Genomic DNA, 17,055 nt, shown 5'->3' on the forward strand with positions numbered 1-17,055 from the left:
TTATTTGTGCCCCAGCTACAAAAGTTGAATTTATCTTTACTTTATTTATCCGTAAATAGAAGGAACACATATTCATCTTTACAAGTGAATAAGATGTAAAAATCTATTCAATGGGGGAGAAGGTTTGCCTAATAACATAAATTATCAATTAACGACTCAACAAATGATTAGCATTATTAGAAATGGTCTTAAAAAGTCGCAAGTTCCCAAACATATTACTATTGTTGGCGCAGGACTAGCAGGACTGGTTGCGGCTTCTCTTTTGCAGGAGGCCGGGCACAACGTCACAATCCTTGAAGCAAACAACAGGGTAGGCGGACGTGCCTATACCATACGCTCCCCCTTTAGTAATGGGCTTTATTTTAACCTAGGCCCAATGCGTATTCCTGATGTTCATTTTTTGACCTTAGAGTATATTAAAAAATTCGGGCTAACCCTAAACCTGTTTATTAACCGAACTCCAATGGATATTCTTTATCTCAATGGAATCAAAACACGTCTTAACATTTTTGAACGTTCTCCTGGTATTCTAAACTATCCCGTTGCCCCAAATGAAAGAGGTAAAAGCGCAGAGAAGCTGGTGAAATTAGCTACACAGCCAATTCTCGATTTTATTAAACAAGACCCAACGAGAAATTGGCATCTCGTAGAAAAAGAATTTAAAAACTACTCACTAGGTACTTTCTTAAACTCTTACCATTATCAATATGGAACGACTTTTTCAGATGGCGCGGTTGATATGATCGGTGTACTCCTTGACTTAGAAGCATATATGGGGATGTCATTTATTGAAGTTTTGCGAGAAGAAGCGTCCTTCAGAGCAAATCGTTTTTATGAGATAACCGGTGGTATGGATCTGCTGCCAAAGGCATTTCTCCCGCAAATAAAAGATGTTATTATGTTCAATCAAAGGATGACGAAAATTGTCCAACATAACAACAGAGTAACCATCCATTCCACCCATCAGCACACCTTAGAGGATTCAACCATAACTGGTGATCTTGCCATCATAACCATCCCCTTTTCAGTGTTACGATTTGTGAAAGTTGTACCATACCATTCTTTTTCCTATTATAAACGGAGAGCGATTCGTGAACTGAACTATATGAGCGCAACAAAAATCGGAATCGAGTTTAAAAGCAGGTTTTGGGAAAGACACCATCAATATGGTGGTAAATCCATAACTGACCTTCCGATTCGATTCACTTATTATCCAAGTCAGGGGATTGGTACAAAAGGACCTGCTGTGGTTTTGGCAAGCTATACATGGGCGGATGAGGCTTTAACATGGAACGGTCTATCCAACGAAAATCGCATTCAATATGCTTTAAAGAACTTAGCTGAAATTTACGGAGACCAAGTCTATTCTGAGTTTGTGTCAGGAACTTCCTTTAGTTGGGTCGATAATGAATATTCTTCTGGTGCTTTCACTGCTTTTGAACCAGGTCAGGAAACAGATTTGCATCCTTATATCCCTATACCTGAAGGAAGAGTGCACTTTGCCGGTGAACATACTTCGCTTACCCACGCTTGGATGCAAGGGGCGATTGAATCTGGAATACGGGTTGCATATGAAGTGAATGACTTGCCAAAATAAACAGGAAAAATAGATAATTTAGGACTTATAGAAATTTTTTATACAAATAAACTGCCTCTTTAGGTGCATAAAGAAAAAGCTGCCTTAAAGACAGCTCCGATCTTCAGCTAAACCAGCTAATAGGATGTCAATATCTTTCTCTAAAATTTTCATTTCCATTATGATATACTATTTTTGGCCATGCCAAATAACCCTCCAAAACCCTTTTGGAGGATTTTTCTCTGTTTCATAAAACCGTTAATCAGGATAAATCTAGGAATGCTTCTTTTCTCTTTAATAAAGCGTAAACCCAATGAAGAAGTTTATTCATACAGGCAACGATCGCCACTTTGGCTGGCTTTCCTTCCGATTTTTTCTTATCAAAGAAAGCTTTAAGCTTTTTGTTCCTTGAACTCCTTATGCCGCATAGTACAGCAAGATACAGAGAATGACGTAGTCTGCTCGAACCTCTTTTTGTCATACGATTAATGGTTGCCGTAAACTTACCCGATGAGTGAACACTTGGATCTACTCCAGCGAAGGCAACCAGTTTTTTCGGGTAATTAAACCGATCGATTTCACCAATTTCAGAGATAATCGTGGCTGCGATTTTTTCTCCGATACCGGGAATCGATTGGATGATCTTATATTCTTCCAGTTCATTTGCCAGGGCCACTATACGATCTTCCAAATCAGAAAGGTGTCCCTGGTATTGAAAAAGCAACTCAATATACATACGAAGATTGATTACGTGACTTTCATACACGCTTTTTTGAAATGGATTTCGAGATGCGGAATCCATTATTTTTTTTGCTTTTTCCCTTGCCCATTCACCCGATCGGCTTGAACAGAACTCTATAACACTCTCTGCTAGTCTACTTTCTCCGGCTGTTAATACCGCCTCTGAAGTGGGATATTCCTTTAACATCAATAAAGAAACCTTCGAATATAGATCCCCAAAAACCTTCCGGTATTCAGGAAACACTTGATCTAAAATGGTGTGAAACTGAAGTTTAGCTTCCACATACATATTCGTTACGATTTCCTGTTGTCTGGAAAAATTCCGAAGGTCTAATAGCTGAATTCCTCTAATTTTATGAGGTTCTAAATCCTCTTTGTAATACAGCACACACAACTGGTACGCATCGATAGCGTCTGTTTTTACCTTCCGTAAACTGGACTTCTTTGCCTGATAAGAAATAATCGGATTTAGTAAGATATATAGAATCCCTTGATCCTCCAGGTATTGAATAACGGGAGAATGGTAATGCCCTGTAGATTCTAAAATGACCATAGGCATCTGCCCTGTCACCTCTTCAATTTCTTTTAGAAATTCTAAAAAATGATCTAACTCCTCTTTGATATGCTTCATTGAAAAGCTCTTCCCATACGGTTTAGATTGATCTAAGAATGCCTGAACTTGGCTCTCTCCTTTTGCCACATCCAGACCAACAACTGGATTCATTATCTTTACCTCCTCTACTTATTAACCAGTACCCCTAGTCCTCCATGTAGTGTCATAGCTTCGCTTGTTATTCGAGATCTGCGTCCCAACCAGCCTCAAACATGTTTCTACAAGTAGGGGGCGGACAGTTTAGTTCACGGGATCAAGTCCCACGCACCCGTACGTCCTACCCTGGCTACTGATATAATAGATTCTATTAAAAAAAGGTCAACCAGTAATTTTTACTGGTCGACCTTTTAATACGAACGCACCCGTTAGTTCATTAAGAACCTTGATACTATGTTAATTAGTAAATACTTCCGTATTTGGAACGTTCATCGAGTATTGCATAAGCTATAAACAGTACGTAATAACTTATATTAAACAATGCAAGCATAAAACGTTGCTTATTGTTACTTGCACCAAACGCAATTATAAACCCTGCAAAAGGCCCGATTTGCCCAATCATCCAAATAGGATTAGCCGAGCCGCCTATTTCTAACGTAGCTTCATTCAATGCGGTTAAAAAGGCAAAAGGCACCCACGCTAATGATAATTTAGCCCATTTATTCAAAATGTCACCCCTATTCCATCTCCAAAAGTCCCCAATAAAATTGACCATAATTATAACGTATCTCTCTTGAAGTATCCTGCCCCGATAGTTTCATAAAGAAAAAGCTACCATAAAGACAGCTCTAATCTTCAGCTAACGCATCTGTTGCTTAATAAAGTTATTTTAATTCATTGACTAAGAATTCCTTATGAAAATGGGATAAATCAAGCAATTCAAAGCTTCGATTATTTATTAACTTAGTAAGGATGTTTACTTCATCCCAAGCTGAATCATAAAGAGATTTATCAATAATTCCATTAAGAAAAGCCTCTTCAAGCTCATCAGCATCTTTTTGAATTACTTCTCCAGAAGGTAACAAAATAATATCTAAATACAAATCATCCAAATAGGGAATATCATTATCTACTCCATTGCCTAGGCAAACATCAATATACCATTGCACTATATTCCCATTATTATCAAACATTGTTGTTACTGAATGCTTTTTTTTTACGGGAAATTGTTGAAGCCACATGTAACCATTATCAACAATACATATATTCTTATCCTCATACCAAACGGATAATGGTTTAGCAACTTTAATTGTATGTAATAAAGTTATATAACCCTTAAATTCTTTAGTATCAAGAAACGCTTGTGCATATTTTCTATCCAAGACACGTTTCCATTCTGAACGGTTTCCATATTTTCTCTTTAGCATCTTCATCCCCCAAACCGAAAATTATTTACCTAATTATAACATTCGAATTTAAGTGAATTGCTAAAAAATGGGTGATTTCTTCTTCAACTAAACTGCCCCTTTAGTTCAAAAGCCACCGAATGGTAGCCCCTGATCTCAACTACCGAACCTTGTAGTTGTAGAATTTTCTATTTGGAATTTATGTAATAAACCAGATTATCAGTCCATTCACCAAATTCAAAAATAAATCCTTTTCTTATGCATTCAAACTCCATTCCTACATTCTCTGCTAACTTATAAGAAGGTGTGTTATCAACGTTTATATGAGCCTCAATTCGGTGGAAATTCAAGTCTTTAAAGGCGATATTAAGGGCTTCTTTTACTGCCTCTTTACAATAACCATTTCTCCAATATTGATTATGGATATTGTAACCTATCCTACCCCATTGAAAGTCACTTCTCTCTAAGGTGGAAAAATCTATCGTTCCAAGATGTGTACCGTCTTCTTTCCTAAAGACACCAAAAACATATGCTATATCATCCACTGCTAATTCTTGATGTTTTCCCACTAAGTTGGTAAACCATTCCTCTGAACATTCACTCATATCAATCTTCCCTTGATCATACCTGTGTTGAGATGGAAGTCTATTTTTAAATTCGCTAAGCCAATTTTTAAAATCATTTTCCTTTAATGGTCTTATTACTAATCTTTCTGTTTCTGAAACGCTGTCAAATTTGTTCAAATAAAACAACCTTTCTATTTAGGTCTTTTCTTAACTCTTAAAATCTCTCCATTTCAAAATAAATCCAATTATTAACTATTCGCCTTAACAGTATTAATCCCTTTTTGTAACGTATTCAATCTTCAACTAACCTGCCCCGATAGTTCCATAAGGGGTACCGCCAACATTTCGGAAATTTTGTACGCTAACTGAGCAAAAAAAAGTCGTATTCCTCTAATGCTAAGGAATCGACTTTTTAATTTAGCTTGTACAGCTAACGTCCCCTTTTAGTTTACTTTAGCTTGAGAATTATTTTCCCTTTAGCTTTTCCATTCTCTGAATATACCAATGCTTCGTTCGCTTTGTCAAAAGCGAAAACACGATCTATAATCGGTTTAATTTTCTCGGTTTCAAGTAGTTCAGATAGAATCTTTAATTGCTTTCCACTATGTTGCATAAAAAGAAATGTGTATTCTATATCATGTTTCTTTTCTAATTTCGTTATTTTTGAACTGACTAATGAGAGAATTGTTTTCTTAATTAGACCAAGTCCCATTTCTTTTGCGAAACGACCATTCGGAGTTCCAGCGATAGAAACAATTTTACCCCCTTTTTTTACTGTCAAAAATGACTTCTCTAATGTTTCACCTCCAACACTATCAATTACTGCGTCATAATCTTTTATGACGTCTTCGAAATTCACAGATTTATAGTTAATAATTTTATCTGCTCCAAGTGATTTGGTTAATTCAATTCCTTCGCTAGAAGTTGTTGCAACATACGCTCCCATTTCTTTTGCTAATTGGATCGCAAATGTTCCTACTCCACCAGAACCAGCGTGAATGAGGATTTTTTGCCCTTTTTTTATACTCAATATGTCATGAAGAGCTTGGTAGGATGTTAGTCCAACTAGTGGAATTGAAGCAGCTTCTTCAAATGTAAGATTTTTAGGTTTCAAGGCAATATCTTCTTCATGAACAGAAAAGTACTCCGTAAATGTCCCCATGTTCTCCGCACGAGGACGACCGTACACTTCATCCCCTACCTTAAACTTATTTACATCTTTTCCTACTTTGGTTATTATCCCACTGAAATCATTTCCCAACGTCAAAGGCATATTGTATTTTAACAATAATTTTAGTTCTCCCTTCCGCACCTTTGTATCAAGTGGATTAATGCTTGCTGCATGAACTTCAACTAGAACTTCGCTGTTTCCAACTTGTGGTATAGGTCGTTCAATAAAGGTAGGGGATTCATTATATCCTTTTATTGCAAATGCTCTCATTATAAAACACCTCATTATTAAATTTCGATAATCAAAATTGTTTATCTAATTTCTCTTTATTCGTTAATTGTAGCTTTGGAATAAAGTTTGATCAAAATGGATGGGGTTGGTTTTGAGATAGATTTAGTTTTTATAAAAAAGATTGATCAAAAGTTTCCATAAGCCTTGCTACAACAATATTTTTTTAGAATTACCTTACTAAAACGGTGCAACTTTTTTGCAACCGGTATAACTTTATTGTAAACGGTACATCTTTTTTGTAACCGATACAACTTTATTTGTAATTAACACTTTAAAAGACCTGTTTCGGTACTACTTTTGTTTATGCCTGGTTCGCATCGTCGACTAGTTGGGTGTATTCTATTTTCATGTATTTATATAACGGCAATGATTCCAAAGCCGTTTTTAATTCGTCATCGCTGTCAGCAATACAAAGAGACCAATGCTCATCTCTAGTGTGGGAAAGGTAAAAAGTGTTGATCAAACCCTGTTCCACTAATTCAGCAAATCGTGTTTGTTCCGCAGGTAACAATTCAGCAATTTCTTCCTCAGTTGCTGATGGATCAATTTTAATATGACCGAGAAAACGCAGTTTAATCCCTCCTAAACATAATTAATCGAAAATTTTATTGAAACAATTGTGGGTACAGGGAAGGGACTCCCCCTGCAAGGCCTTGTTGTAGATTCCGGCTTGTATCATCAGCAATAATTTCGTAGAGGCCAGTTTCGATTCCATCAATCGCGATCTTGGCGATTTCCTTTGGACTAGCCTTAGGTGCTTCGATACCAGCTGTCAAATCCGTGTCCATGAACGCTACATGCAATCCGGCAACCTTAATGTTTTTAGGGGCCAACTCCAATCGTAATGCATTTGTTACTCCCCACTGAGCAGATTTTGCTGCTGAATACGCGCCTGAATCACCGGTATTGAACCAAGATAATGCAGATAGAATATTTAGGATCGAGCCTCCTCCATTTTTTTCAATAACTGGTGCAAAAGCACGAACCATTGAAATTGTACCGAAAACATTGGTGTTGAATTCAACATGAATATCTTCCAGTTCTCCTGCGAAAAGGGATGCACCTGTTGCGGTACCAGCATTGTTAATCAGGAGGGTTGCATCCCCAGCTACCTCAGCCGCTGCCATGATGGATTTCGAATCAGTAATATCGAGCTGCAGCGGTATAGCACCTGGTAGGTCGATTGATGCTGGGTTTCTTGCTCCAGCGTATACTTTGGCTCCTCTTGCTAGAAGCTCAAGAGCCAATTGTTTACCTAAACCACGATTTGAACCACTGACAATAGCAACTTGTTTTGAAATATTCATTTTTATTTCTCCCTTATTTTAGAATTATCGTTCTTGAATTTTTGCGCACGCAGTCATTTTTTACATCTGAGTGCTTTACCACACAAGTAAATTACTTACCAGACATCATATCGTTAACTTGATTTACAAGAATGTTCTCGTTCGGACCCGGATTGTTACGATCTAATATATAATTTGAGTTTCACAACTGAAATAACGTTGAAGTAGGAGTGCAAAGAATGAGAGCATTATCAAGAACGCTCATTCTAAAATTAATAAAAAAATGCAATTTGATACTAATTTGTTAAAAAATTAGTATCCTTTCAGCAGTCTTATTGAAGTATTCACCAAGTTATTTAACTTTTCTTTTGAAATCGATGTTCTTGCCATGACTCTTACACCAATTGAAAGAGCGTTCAGATATTCAGCCATTTCTTTTGCATCTAAATCACTAGAAAACTCTTCATTTTGCTGTCCCCAAATAATAATCTTCTGAAAAAGTTCCTCAGTCGTGATAAAAGATTCTACAGATTTAGTATCTACGTCTAAATCATGAGCAGCTAATTCTGTCGATGAATTAACTATTAAACAGCCCGAAGGCTTTCCTTCCTCATCGACAATCATAAAATGGAGAATAATCTCAATAGCTTCCCTTGCAGTATTTGTAATAATTTTTTTTGAAAGGGCTGTTTCAACTTTGTTACAATAACGATCCATAGCCTGTATAAAAAGTGAACGTTTATCACCAAATGTATCATATATACTTCTACGGTGAATGCCCATCTTCTCAACAAGGTCACTCATTGATGTCTTCTCATAGCCTAGTTCCCAGAAAAGATTCATTGCTTTATCTAGTACTTCGCTCACTTCAAACTCTTTACTTCTAGCCATCTAGTTTACCTCCTAACTTCAATTTAACATAACTAGAACGTTCAGTAAAGTATTACTAAAAAAAGGAAAATGTTTAAAATTAGTTTCAATCGATAGTTTGGGCTTATTTCGTTAAAAGTATGTTCAACTTAGTTTAAGATAAGTAGGAATAGGCTACTTTAATTGGTTTTAGTGAGATTTAAAGACAAGGGAATGATTTAGACAATCTAATTGATTCTCTTCTTTTAATAGTAGACGAACAGTAAGAATAATCATTAAAAAGGTGGTAATAATTTTGAATGGAAACGTAGTATTGATGGAGAAGTTTAACAATCCAGAATTAGATAAGGATTTAAAATGGTTCTCTCCACCTGATAAGTGGGAAGTCAATTCCGAAATGTTGGCGGTACCCCTTTATTAGAAGATTCCTTACTTTGCTCAATACCAATTAGCAAATATTTATCGTCGCTATCCATATAGTGCAATCTAAAATTAGTTATTTTGTCCTTTTCATCCCAGGGGTATGTTTTTATTTCCAACGTCCAATCATTAGGAATATTTTGAGGAACAACTACTTTAAAATCAACTTTCCTTTTGATTTCAGAAAGAGTTATACTGTCGTGATTATATTTGATTTCTTTAGCTTGAACTATTAGTGGAATGTTTTGAATTAAAATAAATACAACTAATAAACGTATAAAAAGTAATTTCAATTTACTACCTCTTCCTAATTGGTTTTTACATAGGTAGTTTTACCAATTTGATGTTTCTTATTAAACTAATCTGCCCCGTTAGTGCCATAAGAAAAAGAGCTGCCTTAAAGACAGCTCTGATCTAAAGCTAACGCACCCGTTAGTTTAAGTACATCTCTTCACATTCCAAAAGATTCACTTCTATCATTTCTCTTCACAATCACTAAATAAATAAGAATGCATACAATCATTAGACAAAAGGTAACATTTTGTGCAATACCAATAATGTCACCCCAGCTACTTGTACCGTTTACAAACAACTGCAAGATTAATCCTACAAGTAAACTCAGTAATGCAAATGGTGTTTTTTTTACTAAGTATCCAACAACCCCACCCAGGATACCACCAATGGTTGACGCCCCATACCAGTTCACATATGTCATCGCCAGTTCTTTAAATGATATCGTTACTGTTACTGGTATATCCGTATAAAAATGTCCAATCACGAAATAAAACGTAATTGCAGTGATTGTATAAATGGCCCCAAGTAACGCAGCCTTCTTAATGTTCCTCGCAAATATATAGCCAACAAGCATTGCTACAATAAACCACATTGGTAAAGAATTAATCATTACCGCTAAATACGCAATGACGAATTCAAGAACTGTTACACCGTCAACTAAAAATGATAAATTATCAGAAATAACTGAAAAAATTGCAACAATTAAACCAATGATAAATGTAAAGGTAACAAACTTCCAATGCACTATATATTCTTGGTTCTCCTTCAAAAAAGCACCTCCCTATTCATCCAAACAACTCCTATTGTTCCTCTGACATCCGATGTATGTACTAAGTAGTTCATACACCTTATAGATGTACTATACCCATAATACACATAACGTGTCAATATGGTTTAGAACAAATTCTTGTTTAAATAGTTACACTATTAGTATGCAAATCCACTAACCTGCCCCTTTAGTTCCATAAGAAAAAGCTGCCTTAAAGACAGCTCCGATCTTCAGCTAAAGCACTCGTTAGTTGAAAATTTCTAACTGGAAGAGATGTTATATATCATGTCCAAGATGTTCCTGATGAATCACATTGTTCAAATCCAAGTTTCTTATAAAGTTGTACAGCCTGAGTGTTTTTAGGGTCAACGCTAAAAGATAGTGATGTGTAACCATCTCTAGAAGCTGTTTCAAATAACTTTTCCATAAGCAGGTTACCTATTCCCTTACCTCTTACTTTATTAATTACAGCTATACCCAGTTCAGGGAGTCTTATCATCAACATATCCATAACCTTTTTGATTTTCTGCAAATAGGCGATACCATGCAGCACCAACAGGAAAATTATCCTCAAAAGCAATTATTGCTCTATCACCTTTTCGTCCCCACCCCTCACTATATTTTTTTATATGTGGTAAATTTAACAGTTCTTCTTTAGATGGCTTATTTTCAGGAATATGAATAGCTTCATACATCATATCCGTTAAAAAATCTAAATCATGCTCACTTTGTTCCAAACTTTTTACTTGTATCAAAATTAATCACCCCATTTGTTACTAATTCGACATAGAAATTTTATTACCTGTTCTTCAACTAACCTGCCCCCCTTTAGTTCCATAAGAAAAAGAGCCTTATAGACAGCTCTGATCTTCAGCTGACGCACCCGTTAGTTTAAGTACAATCCTTCACAATCTATTAGTAGGACTCCCCAAAAAACTATCTAAAGAAATTTTTGATTGCTTCAATGCGTATTTTATGACCACAATCATCGCAACAAAAAGTCCTACTCTTTCTTTCCTTAAATTGTTTATATTTTAGTGAACCTTCGTATACTCTGAATATTTTTTTACAACTATAACAAAGTACCTCGTAGTAAATTATTGTTATCACTCCTATGTGACACATTACTTTTTAGTTGATTTACCGAAGATTGTAACCAGTTCTCTAGTATACTCCTGAACATCTAAATGTGGCTTTCTCATTAATTCAATGGTGAACCCGTCAATGGCATTTCTTATTGTTAACGCCATCACCCTTGCCGATGATCTTGTAAATTCTCGGAAAATTCCTTCTTGCATCCCTAGGGTGAGAATATTTTCAATTGGAAGTAAAATAGTTTCATCATGGTCTGCTGCAAACCGAAGTTTACCATCAGCAGTTCTCTGATTAGAAACCGTTTCTATAACAGCGAAAACATGCTTCCGATTTTCATCTACGAATGTAAGATTGGATTCAATATACACCCGAAGCATTTCTTTAGGAGATTTTTGAGCTTCTATTCGTGGAGCAATATATGATTGCCAAGCCATATAGTATTCAATAGGTATTTGCTCCAATAATTCCTCTTTATTTGCAAAGTGATAAGAAATAACCCCCTTACTGATTTTTGCACGTTTTGCAATTTGTCCTAAAGAGGCTTGAGCGTAACCTACTTCTGCGATTGTTTCAATCGCACATTCCACAATTTGAGCTCTACGAGCTTTTTCGATGAATGACATTTGTTTTTGGTTAGTTGGATTATTTTTTTTACTCATGTTCTTATTTTAGTACAGTCGTACAAAAAAACAAACAAAAAAACATTTAGGTGAAGATTATCTAAATGGGGTAACACCAGCCAAACGCGAAAAAACCACGCTAAGGATTAAGTTCAATCAGAAAAGTTATTTCAAAAAGTCCTTTTAAAGAAATGACATATGTCAAAATGAGTTAATTCACCTTTTGACATACAGATTAGAGCTATCTTTCTACGTGTCATAAAGTATGCTTTTTGACAGTAGCTACAACATGAAAAAAACCTTACATTTGTTTAAAAACGTTAGTCATGTTATTCCATTAAAGGGCCATTATATTGAATAACTTATTGTGGAAATTATGAAAAATTGAGATGATTATTATTAAGTTAAAGGGCAGTTTAGCGTGGCCACCGACCAACTAAGTGGTTACTTACACTCAATTATTGGAAGGAAAGTTTTATCCTTTCGCGAATTCATTATACATGCCGAAATTACGAAATTCGCAAAAAAATCGCGGTAGAGCATTGGAAGGAAAGTTTTATCCTTTCGCGAATTCATTATACATGCCGAAATTACGAAATTCGCAAAAAAATCGCGGTAGAGCATTGGAAAGAGCATTTTAATTTTCTATAACTCCATAGAGAGGTGATTACGCATGAATCAAAGACCGTCAGAAGAAGAATATGCTGGGGACTTCGGAGAGTATATCCGGTTGGTGCCGGATGGCAACATCATCGACATTCTGCTCGCCCAGGAAAAGCAAATGACTGAGCTGTTGGCATCGTTGACCGAAAGCCATGGCGCGTATCGGTATGCGGAAGGAAAATGGACGCTGAAAGAAGTCGTGGGCCACATCGCAGACGGAGAACGCGTCATGACCTACCGCCTGCTCCGGTTCGCAAGAGGGGACCAGACGCCTCTGTCCGGTTTCGACCAGGAATTGTTCATGCCTCCTTTCGGAAGCTGGACAACCGCGCAATTGGCCGAAGACTACCGGGCCGTACGGCAATCGACGATCACACTGCTGCGCGGGTTACCGGCGGAGGCGTGGTCCCGCAAAGGCACAGCCAACAACGCAAGCATTACGGCGCGTGCCCTCGCGTACGGCATCGCAGGACACGAGATTCATCACATGGGGGTCATCCGAAATCGGTATTTGAGTTAGTTGTCCGGAAGATCGGGACGGAAGCTGCGCGGAAAACGCGGCTTCCGTTCTTTCTTTATGGCAGCCTTCCCGCCCCGTTCATAGACTGATATGAAGAGAGGACAAGACGGGTTGAAAAAAGCAGCAGCGATTGGTTACAGACTGGATTTTGTCTAAAAATGAAAAGCAAATAATAATCTCAAACAAGAAAAAATCAAGGCCTCTTCGTTAAGCTAACGAAGAACGAGAGCTCAATACATCATACGAATGACAAATAAGGATTGGTGTTTATTCCGCAAAAGGGCGCAATTGTTGAATAATTGAATCCCAATTTCTCATTTATATCACTGAGAGATTGGGATTTTTAATGCTGGAATATCCTTAACGTTGTAAATCCGCGTTTTGCTGGTGGTAACCCTAAATGTTTTTGAACCCCTTTATACAACTATCCTGCCCCTTTAGTTCCATAAGAAAAAGCTGCCTTAAAGACAGCTCCGATCTTCAGCTAACGTACCCGTTCGTTCAACAAGGGACCAACCAACATATGTTTTCGCACCTGCATTTATTTTCGAAATTGGAACAAAAAATTAATCATCATCCTCAGTATAAGTATGTTTGCTATTAATTAGTGTCTGTAAATCTCCCCTATATATTGTATCTTTCAATTCCTGTATCCTAAACGGAATCAAAGGCGAAAGATAGGGAACACCTAAAGATTTAAGGCTTACCATATAAATTATTTGAATTGTTGCAGCGATGATTAATCCGTTAAATCCAAAAAAATAAGCAATAATCAAAAAAAGAGGTCTTAATGTATTTTCAGCAGCAAGCAGTCCTCTGTTAGCGAGTAGAAAACTAGAAATAGTTGTTATACCTACTATTATGAGACTAAGTGGATGAATTAGTTTTGCAGTAACAGCTGTTTCGCCTATTACGATTGTTCCGATTAAGGAAAGCAAAATCACTGAAGTTTTCGGAATACGATATGAAGCATCTAATAATATTCTTATGATAAATAAAAGAATAGCAATTTCCCAAAAGGTTGGTAATAACTCACTTTTAGATATAAGTGTCTTTGAAATTTTGTTAGTTAAATCTTCTTTATGAAAATTTGCTATCGCAATATAAATACCAGGTAAGTATACAGCTAAGAAAAAGCAAATCATTCTTATTATTCGATTTGAAAACCGACCCATTTTTACGTGATATTCATCTGGTGCCTGTAATAAATCCATAAAAAGTGTGGGTGCAATGATAGCACTAGGGAAACCATCTACTATTATTGCTACTCTTCCTTCATATAATGAGGATACAACTCCATCAATTCGTCCTGAAGGTCTTGCTAAATTGAAAATTGTTCTTGGTTTTCCTTCCAATACATCTTCCACCACTTTTGAATTTAGTACATACTTTATTTTTAGACTTTTTAGCCTCTTTCGTACTTCTTTTAAAATTCCTTTATCAACAATGCCTTCTATAAATAATATTGAAACTGCTGTTTTTGAGATTGTCCCAAATTCCATTGCTTCTACACAGAGATCGGGAGTTTTTATTGTACTTCTTAACAAATTAATATTTGTTTTCATTTGTTCTGTTAGCCCAATAACTGGACCCTTTTGTGACCGTTCTCCTAAAGATTCTTCAAGGCTTCTTTCCTTCCAATTGGCTGATGGTATGATAATTCCTTTTCTATACCCATTAATCAATATAATGGTATTTCCTTGTACGATAGCTTCTATTAAGTCTTTGTACTGAGTCGTGATTTTCACATCTGCTGCTTCAATCATTCTTTCGATAATTTGATCAATAAATGATTCATTAAACTTTACAGTCTTGAACGGCTCTAATAATGGTTTGACAACATATTCTTGTATGCGGTCTGTATCAATAATTCCATCCAAATAGACAATGTTGACTTCGAAAGAACTTTTAAAGCCCGTTTTTATTTTTCTAACGATAAGGTCAGATGTATGATGAAATGTATTCTTTATATTGTTAATATTTTCTTCAGAGCATTCCTGCAATTCTTTTTTAATCATTCTATTTCACCCTTAAAGTATTATTCACTTTAGTTTGAGGAAATATCGAAAATTTTATCCGTATTCAACTATCATGACCCGTTAGTCCCATAAAAAAAAGCTGCCTTAAAGACAACCCCGTTCTACAGCTAACGCACCCGTTCGTTCCTTAAAAAATGTTCCGAACCACCATATAAATGCTATATCAAAAATACTATGAACCACATAAACGCAATACCAAAATTTAATAACATCTGCCTCTTATTTTCCTTTTTTAAAAATCTTTCAAATCCATCTATTATTGAACCAATTCCTAATAAAAGATATATATTTTTTATGAAATTAAAATCATTAATTATACATAATATTAAAATTAAGCCCATTGCTATTATCATTAAATATCTAATCAGTATAAATGGTTTAGTACTTTCTCTTTTTTCAAAAAACAATCCCATTACATATTTCAACTTATTTGACACTAAATTTCCCCCATAAATTACAAACTGAATTTAATAAACTATACCATTAAGCAAACGGGTCGTCTTCAATTAAACGGCCCCGTTCGTTCCATAAGAAAAAGCTGCCTTAAAGACAGCTCCGATCTTCAGCTAACGCACCCGTTAGCCATCCATGAAGCGCAAAAATCAGCGCTTCACCACAGAGAATGAAAATGGTTCAGAACGGTCAATACTGATTCTACGGCTGGGAGAGGAAGGTCGATGAACTATGGTGCGTTAGAGCCCATCCGTTAGTCTGACTCCAACGACCAAGGTGCACCACTGACTGTCGCTCCCTTACGGGAAGCACACATGGTAGATTAATCCTATTCTGGTTTTTGCACCAGCCTCCAATTATATTGAGAGCCGTAGAAAGGATGTTTTCAATGGAAGTAGTCATTGAAAGAGCATGTGGTATGGATGTCCATAAGGACAATATTACTGCATGTATTATGACACCAGAAGGAAAGGAGATTCAAACGTTTTCAACAAAAACTGTTTTTCTAATTCAGTTAGTGGATTGGATTAAACAGAATAACTGTACTCATGTTGCCATGGAGAGTACCAGTGTATATTGGAAACCTATTGTTAATTTATTAGAAGCTGAAGAGATTGAGTTTTTAGTTGTGAATGCTCAACATATGAAAGCAGTGCCAGGGCGTAAAACAGATGTTAAAGATGCAGAATGGATTGCCAAACTTCTTCGTCATGGACTTCTAAAAGCTAGTTACATTCCAGATCGAAATCAACGGGAACTACGTGAACTAGTTCGGTACCGTAGAAGTATCATTGAAGAACGTGCTAGACAACATAATCGCATCCAAAAAGTGTTAGAGGGCGCAAATATTAAGCTAGGCTCAGTGGTTTCAGACGTTATGGGTGTTTCGGCTCGTGACATGCTTAACGCAATTGCCGAAGGTGAAGAAGACCCTGAAAAACTAGCAAACTTTGCTCGACGCACAATGAAAAAGAAGAAAGATGAACTAGAACTCGCCCTTAAAGGTTATATCAATTCGCATCAACGCCTCATGTTAAAAACCATTTTAAAGCATATTGATTTTTTAACAGAGCAAATCGAGATGCTCGACCAAGAGGTCGAGGAAAGAGTAAGCTCCTATCAAGAAGATGTGGAACGATTAGACTCTATTCCTGGCATAGCTACAAGAATGGCTGAGCAAATTTTATCTGAAATTGGGACTGATATTAAGAAACAGTTTCCAAGTGCAGCTCATATGTGTTCTTGGGCAGGACTAGTTCCTGGGCATAACGAAAGTGCGGGAAAAAGAAAATCGGCTAAAACAAAAAAAGGAAACAAGTATTTGAGATCAGCATTAACAGAAGCAGCTCATTCTGTAAGAGGATCTAAAAACTATCTCGGAGCACTGTATAGGCGTACAGCATCACGAAAAGGTAAGAAACGAGCAGGAATAGTAGTCGCTCATGCCATGTTACGTATCTCCTATTATCTCTTAACTCGAAAAGAAATGTATGTAGACTTAGGCGAAGACTACTTTGATAAGCAGAGACAACAATCAATTTTTCGGCACTCACTAAGAAGACTTGAAAGTTTAGGATACACAGTTACGTTACAAGAACCTGAAGCATCTTAAATTCAGTCCACTTACCTACAATAAATCAGTAAATTAGGCGCTCTCCCCTTTTTAAAAAAACAATGAGCTGCGTCTTCTTAAGTATTGCCTTTTCCCCTAAATTCCAGAAGTCT

19 protein-coding genes are annotated in these 17,055 nt (G+C 36.4%); 3 read left to right on the forward strand and 16 right to left on the reverse strand.

Annotated elements, in window-relative coordinates:
• Nucleotides 1-163: 163 nt before the first annotated feature.
• On the forward strand, nucleotides 164-1,597 hold the full coding sequence (locus ABOA58_RS16075; protein WP_350302892.1) for a flavin monoamine oxidase family protein: 1,434 nt from the start codon (nucleotides 164-166) through the stop codon (nucleotides 1,595-1,597).
• A 241-nt stretch (nucleotides 1,598-1,838) separates the two neighbouring features.
• Here the strand turns inward: ABOA58_RS16075 and ABOA58_RS16080 are convergent, their stop codons facing one another.
• The 14 genes from ABOA58_RS16080 to ABOA58_RS16145 all read right to left on the reverse strand — a co-directional run bounded on the left by ABOA58_RS16080 (nucleotide 1,839) and on the right by ABOA58_RS16145 (nucleotide 11,694).
• A complete protein-coding gene (locus ABOA58_RS16080; RefSeq protein WP_350299185.1) occupies nucleotides 1,839-3,041 on the reverse strand; it encodes an IS110 family transposase in 1,203 nt (400 codons plus the stop codon).
• Between the two features lie 286 nt (nucleotides 3,042-3,327).
• Complete coding sequence (locus tag ABOA58_RS16085; protein ID WP_249598207.1) at nucleotides 3,328-3,594, reverse strand: hypothetical protein; 267 nt, start codon at nucleotides 3,592-3,594, stop codon at nucleotides 3,328-3,330.
• A 157-nt stretch (nucleotides 3,595-3,751) separates the two neighbouring features.
• Nucleotides 3,752-4,294: a DUF402 domain-containing protein gene (locus ABOA58_RS16090; protein WP_350299186.1), complete on the reverse strand. Its 543-nt coding sequence runs from the start codon at nucleotides 4,292-4,294 to the stop codon at nucleotides 3,752-3,754.
• A gap of 167 nt (nucleotides 4,295-4,461) precedes the next feature.
• Complete coding sequence (locus ABOA58_RS16095; protein WP_283906174.1) at nucleotides 4,462-5,016, reverse strand: GNAT family N-acetyltransferase; 555 nt, start codon at nucleotides 5,014-5,016, stop codon at nucleotides 4,462-4,464.
• Nucleotides 5,017-5,287: 271 nt separating this feature from the next.
• On the reverse strand, nucleotides 5,288-6,280 hold the full coding sequence (locus tag ABOA58_RS16100) for an NADP-dependent oxidoreductase (protein WP_350299187.1): 993 nt from the start codon (nucleotides 6,278-6,280) through the stop codon (nucleotides 5,288-5,290).
• 322 nt (nucleotides 6,281-6,602) lie between these two features.
• Nucleotides 6,603-6,878: a muconolactone Delta-isomerase family protein gene (locus ABOA58_RS16105; RefSeq protein ID WP_350302893.1), complete on the reverse strand. Its 276-nt coding sequence runs from the start codon at nucleotides 6,876-6,878 to the stop codon at nucleotides 6,603-6,605.
• A 28-nt stretch (nucleotides 6,879-6,906) separates the two neighbouring features.
• The gene (locus ABOA58_RS16110) at nucleotides 6,907-7,608 is read right to left on the reverse strand and encodes an SDR family oxidoreductase (protein WP_247107469.1); all 702 of its coding nucleotides are present in this window, start codon (nucleotides 7,606-7,608) and stop codon (nucleotides 6,907-6,909) included.
• Between the two features lie 291 nt (nucleotides 7,609-7,899).
• Complete coding sequence (locus ABOA58_RS16115) at nucleotides 7,900-8,478, reverse strand: TetR/AcrR family transcriptional regulator (RefSeq protein ID WP_247107472.1); 579 nt, start codon at nucleotides 8,476-8,478, stop codon at nucleotides 7,900-7,902.
• 365 nt (nucleotides 8,479-8,843) lie between these two features.
• Complete coding sequence (locus ABOA58_RS16120; protein ID WP_350299188.1) at nucleotides 8,844-9,170, reverse strand: hypothetical protein; 327 nt, start codon at nucleotides 9,168-9,170, stop codon at nucleotides 8,844-8,846.
• Between the two features lie 158 nt (nucleotides 9,171-9,328).
• Complete coding sequence (locus ABOA58_RS16125; protein ID WP_350299189.1) at nucleotides 9,329-9,940, reverse strand: hypothetical protein; 612 nt, start codon at nucleotides 9,938-9,940, stop codon at nucleotides 9,329-9,331.
• Nucleotides 9,941-10,223: 283 nt separating this feature from the next.
• Complete coding sequence (locus ABOA58_RS16130) at nucleotides 10,224-10,445, reverse strand: GNAT family N-acetyltransferase (RefSeq protein WP_350299190.1); 222 nt, start codon at nucleotides 10,443-10,445, stop codon at nucleotides 10,224-10,226.
• Nucleotides 10,423-10,695 (reverse strand): hypothetical protein, encoded by a 273-nt coding sequence (locus ABOA58_RS16135; protein WP_350299191.1) that lies wholly within the window; start codon nucleotides 10,693-10,695, stop codon nucleotides 10,423-10,425. The genes ABOA58_RS16130 and ABOA58_RS16135 overlap by 23 nt, the downstream gene beginning before the upstream one ends.
• Before the next feature lie 181 nt (nucleotides 10,696-10,876).
• Entirely contained in the window at nucleotides 10,877-11,065 is a 189-nt protein-coding gene (locus ABOA58_RS16140; protein WP_434547738.1) for a DUF2197 domain-containing protein, read from the reverse strand.
• Nucleotides 11,065-11,694 (reverse strand): TetR/AcrR family transcriptional regulator, encoded by a 630-nt coding sequence (locus ABOA58_RS16145; RefSeq protein WP_350299192.1) that lies wholly within the window; start codon nucleotides 11,692-11,694, stop codon nucleotides 11,065-11,067. Before ABOA58_RS16145 ends, ABOA58_RS16140 begins: the two co-directional genes overlap by 1 nt.
• 634 nt (nucleotides 11,695-12,328) lie before the next feature.
• Between ABOA58_RS16145 and ABOA58_RS16150 the strand changes: the two genes are divergently transcribed.
• Nucleotides 12,329-12,838: a DinB family protein gene (locus ABOA58_RS16150; protein ID WP_057219379.1), complete on the forward strand. Its 510-nt coding sequence runs from the start codon at nucleotides 12,329-12,331 to the stop codon at nucleotides 12,836-12,838.
• Between the two features lie 566 nt (nucleotides 12,839-13,404).
• On the opposite strand, the gene ABOA58_RS16155 is transcribed toward ABOA58_RS16150, so the two are convergent.
• Entirely contained in the window at nucleotides 13,405-14,856 is a 1,452-nt protein-coding gene (locus ABOA58_RS16155) for a spore germination protein (RefSeq protein WP_350299193.1), read from the reverse strand.
• Between the two features lie 179 nt (nucleotides 14,857-15,035).
• Entirely contained in the window at nucleotides 15,036-15,314 is a 279-nt protein-coding gene (locus ABOA58_RS16160) for a hypothetical protein (RefSeq protein ID WP_350299194.1), read from the reverse strand.
• A 404-nt stretch (nucleotides 15,315-15,718) separates the two neighbouring features.
• On the opposite strand from ABOA58_RS16160, the gene ABOA58_RS16165 reads away from it, so the two are divergent.
• Nucleotides 15,719-16,942, forward strand: a complete 1,224-nt coding sequence (locus tag ABOA58_RS16165) for an IS110 family transposase (protein WP_350299195.1) — start codon at nucleotides 15,719-15,721, stop codon at nucleotides 16,940-16,942.
• The last annotated feature ends 113 nt before the right edge of the window (nucleotides 16,943-17,055 follow it).

This window comes from Peribacillus frigoritolerans, from assembly GCF_040250305.1.
Classification (GTDB): Bacteria; Bacillota; Bacilli; order Bacillales; family DSM-1321; genus Peribacillus.

Bases quoted from the DNA above. Each gene is read 5' to 3' on its own strand.
- ABOA58_RS16075 (WP_350302892.1), top strand. From the start codon at position 164: ATGATTAGCATTATTAGAAATGGTCTTAAAAAGTCGCAAGTTCCCAAA.
- ABOA58_RS16080 (WP_350299185.1), bottom strand. From the start codon at position 3,041: ATGAATCCAGTTGTTGGTCTGGATGTGGCAAAAGGAGAGAGCCAAGTT.
- ABOA58_RS16090 (WP_350299186.1), bottom strand. From the start codon at position 4,294: ATGCTAAAGAGAAAATATGGAAACCGTTCAGAATGGAAACGTGTCTTG.
- ABOA58_RS16100 (WP_350299187.1), bottom strand. From the start codon at position 6,280: ATGAGAGCATTTGCAATAAAAGGATATAATGAATCCCCTACCTTTATT.
- ABOA58_RS16110 (WP_247107469.1), bottom strand. From the start codon at position 7,608: ATGAATATTTCAAAACAAGTTGCTATTGTCAGTGGTTCAAATCGTGGT.
- ABOA58_RS16115 (WP_247107472.1), bottom strand. From the start codon at position 8,478: ATGGCTAGAAGTAAAGAGTTTGAAGTGAGCGAAGTACTAGATAAAGCA.
- ABOA58_RS16130 (WP_350299190.1), bottom strand. From the start codon at position 10,445: ATGTTGATGATAAGACTCCCTGAACTGGGTATAGCTGTAATTAATAAA.
- ABOA58_RS16140 (WP_434547738.1), bottom strand. From the start codon at position 11,065: ATGTGTCACATAGGAGTGATAACAATAATTTACTACGAGGTACTTTGT.
- ABOA58_RS16145 (WP_350299192.1), bottom strand. From the start codon at position 11,694: ATGAGTAAAAAAAATAATCCAACTAACCAAAAACAAATGTCATTCATC.
- ABOA58_RS16150 (WP_057219379.1), top strand. From the start codon at position 12,329: ATGAATCAAAGACCGTCAGAAGAAGAATATGCTGGGGACTTCGGAGAG.
- ABOA58_RS16155 (WP_350299193.1), bottom strand. From the start codon at position 14,856: ATGATTAAAAAAGAATTGCAGGAATGCTCTGAAGAAAATATTAACAAT.
- ABOA58_RS16165 (WP_350299195.1), top strand. From the start codon at position 15,719: ATGGAAGTAGTCATTGAAAGAGCATGTGGTATGGATGTCCATAAGGAC.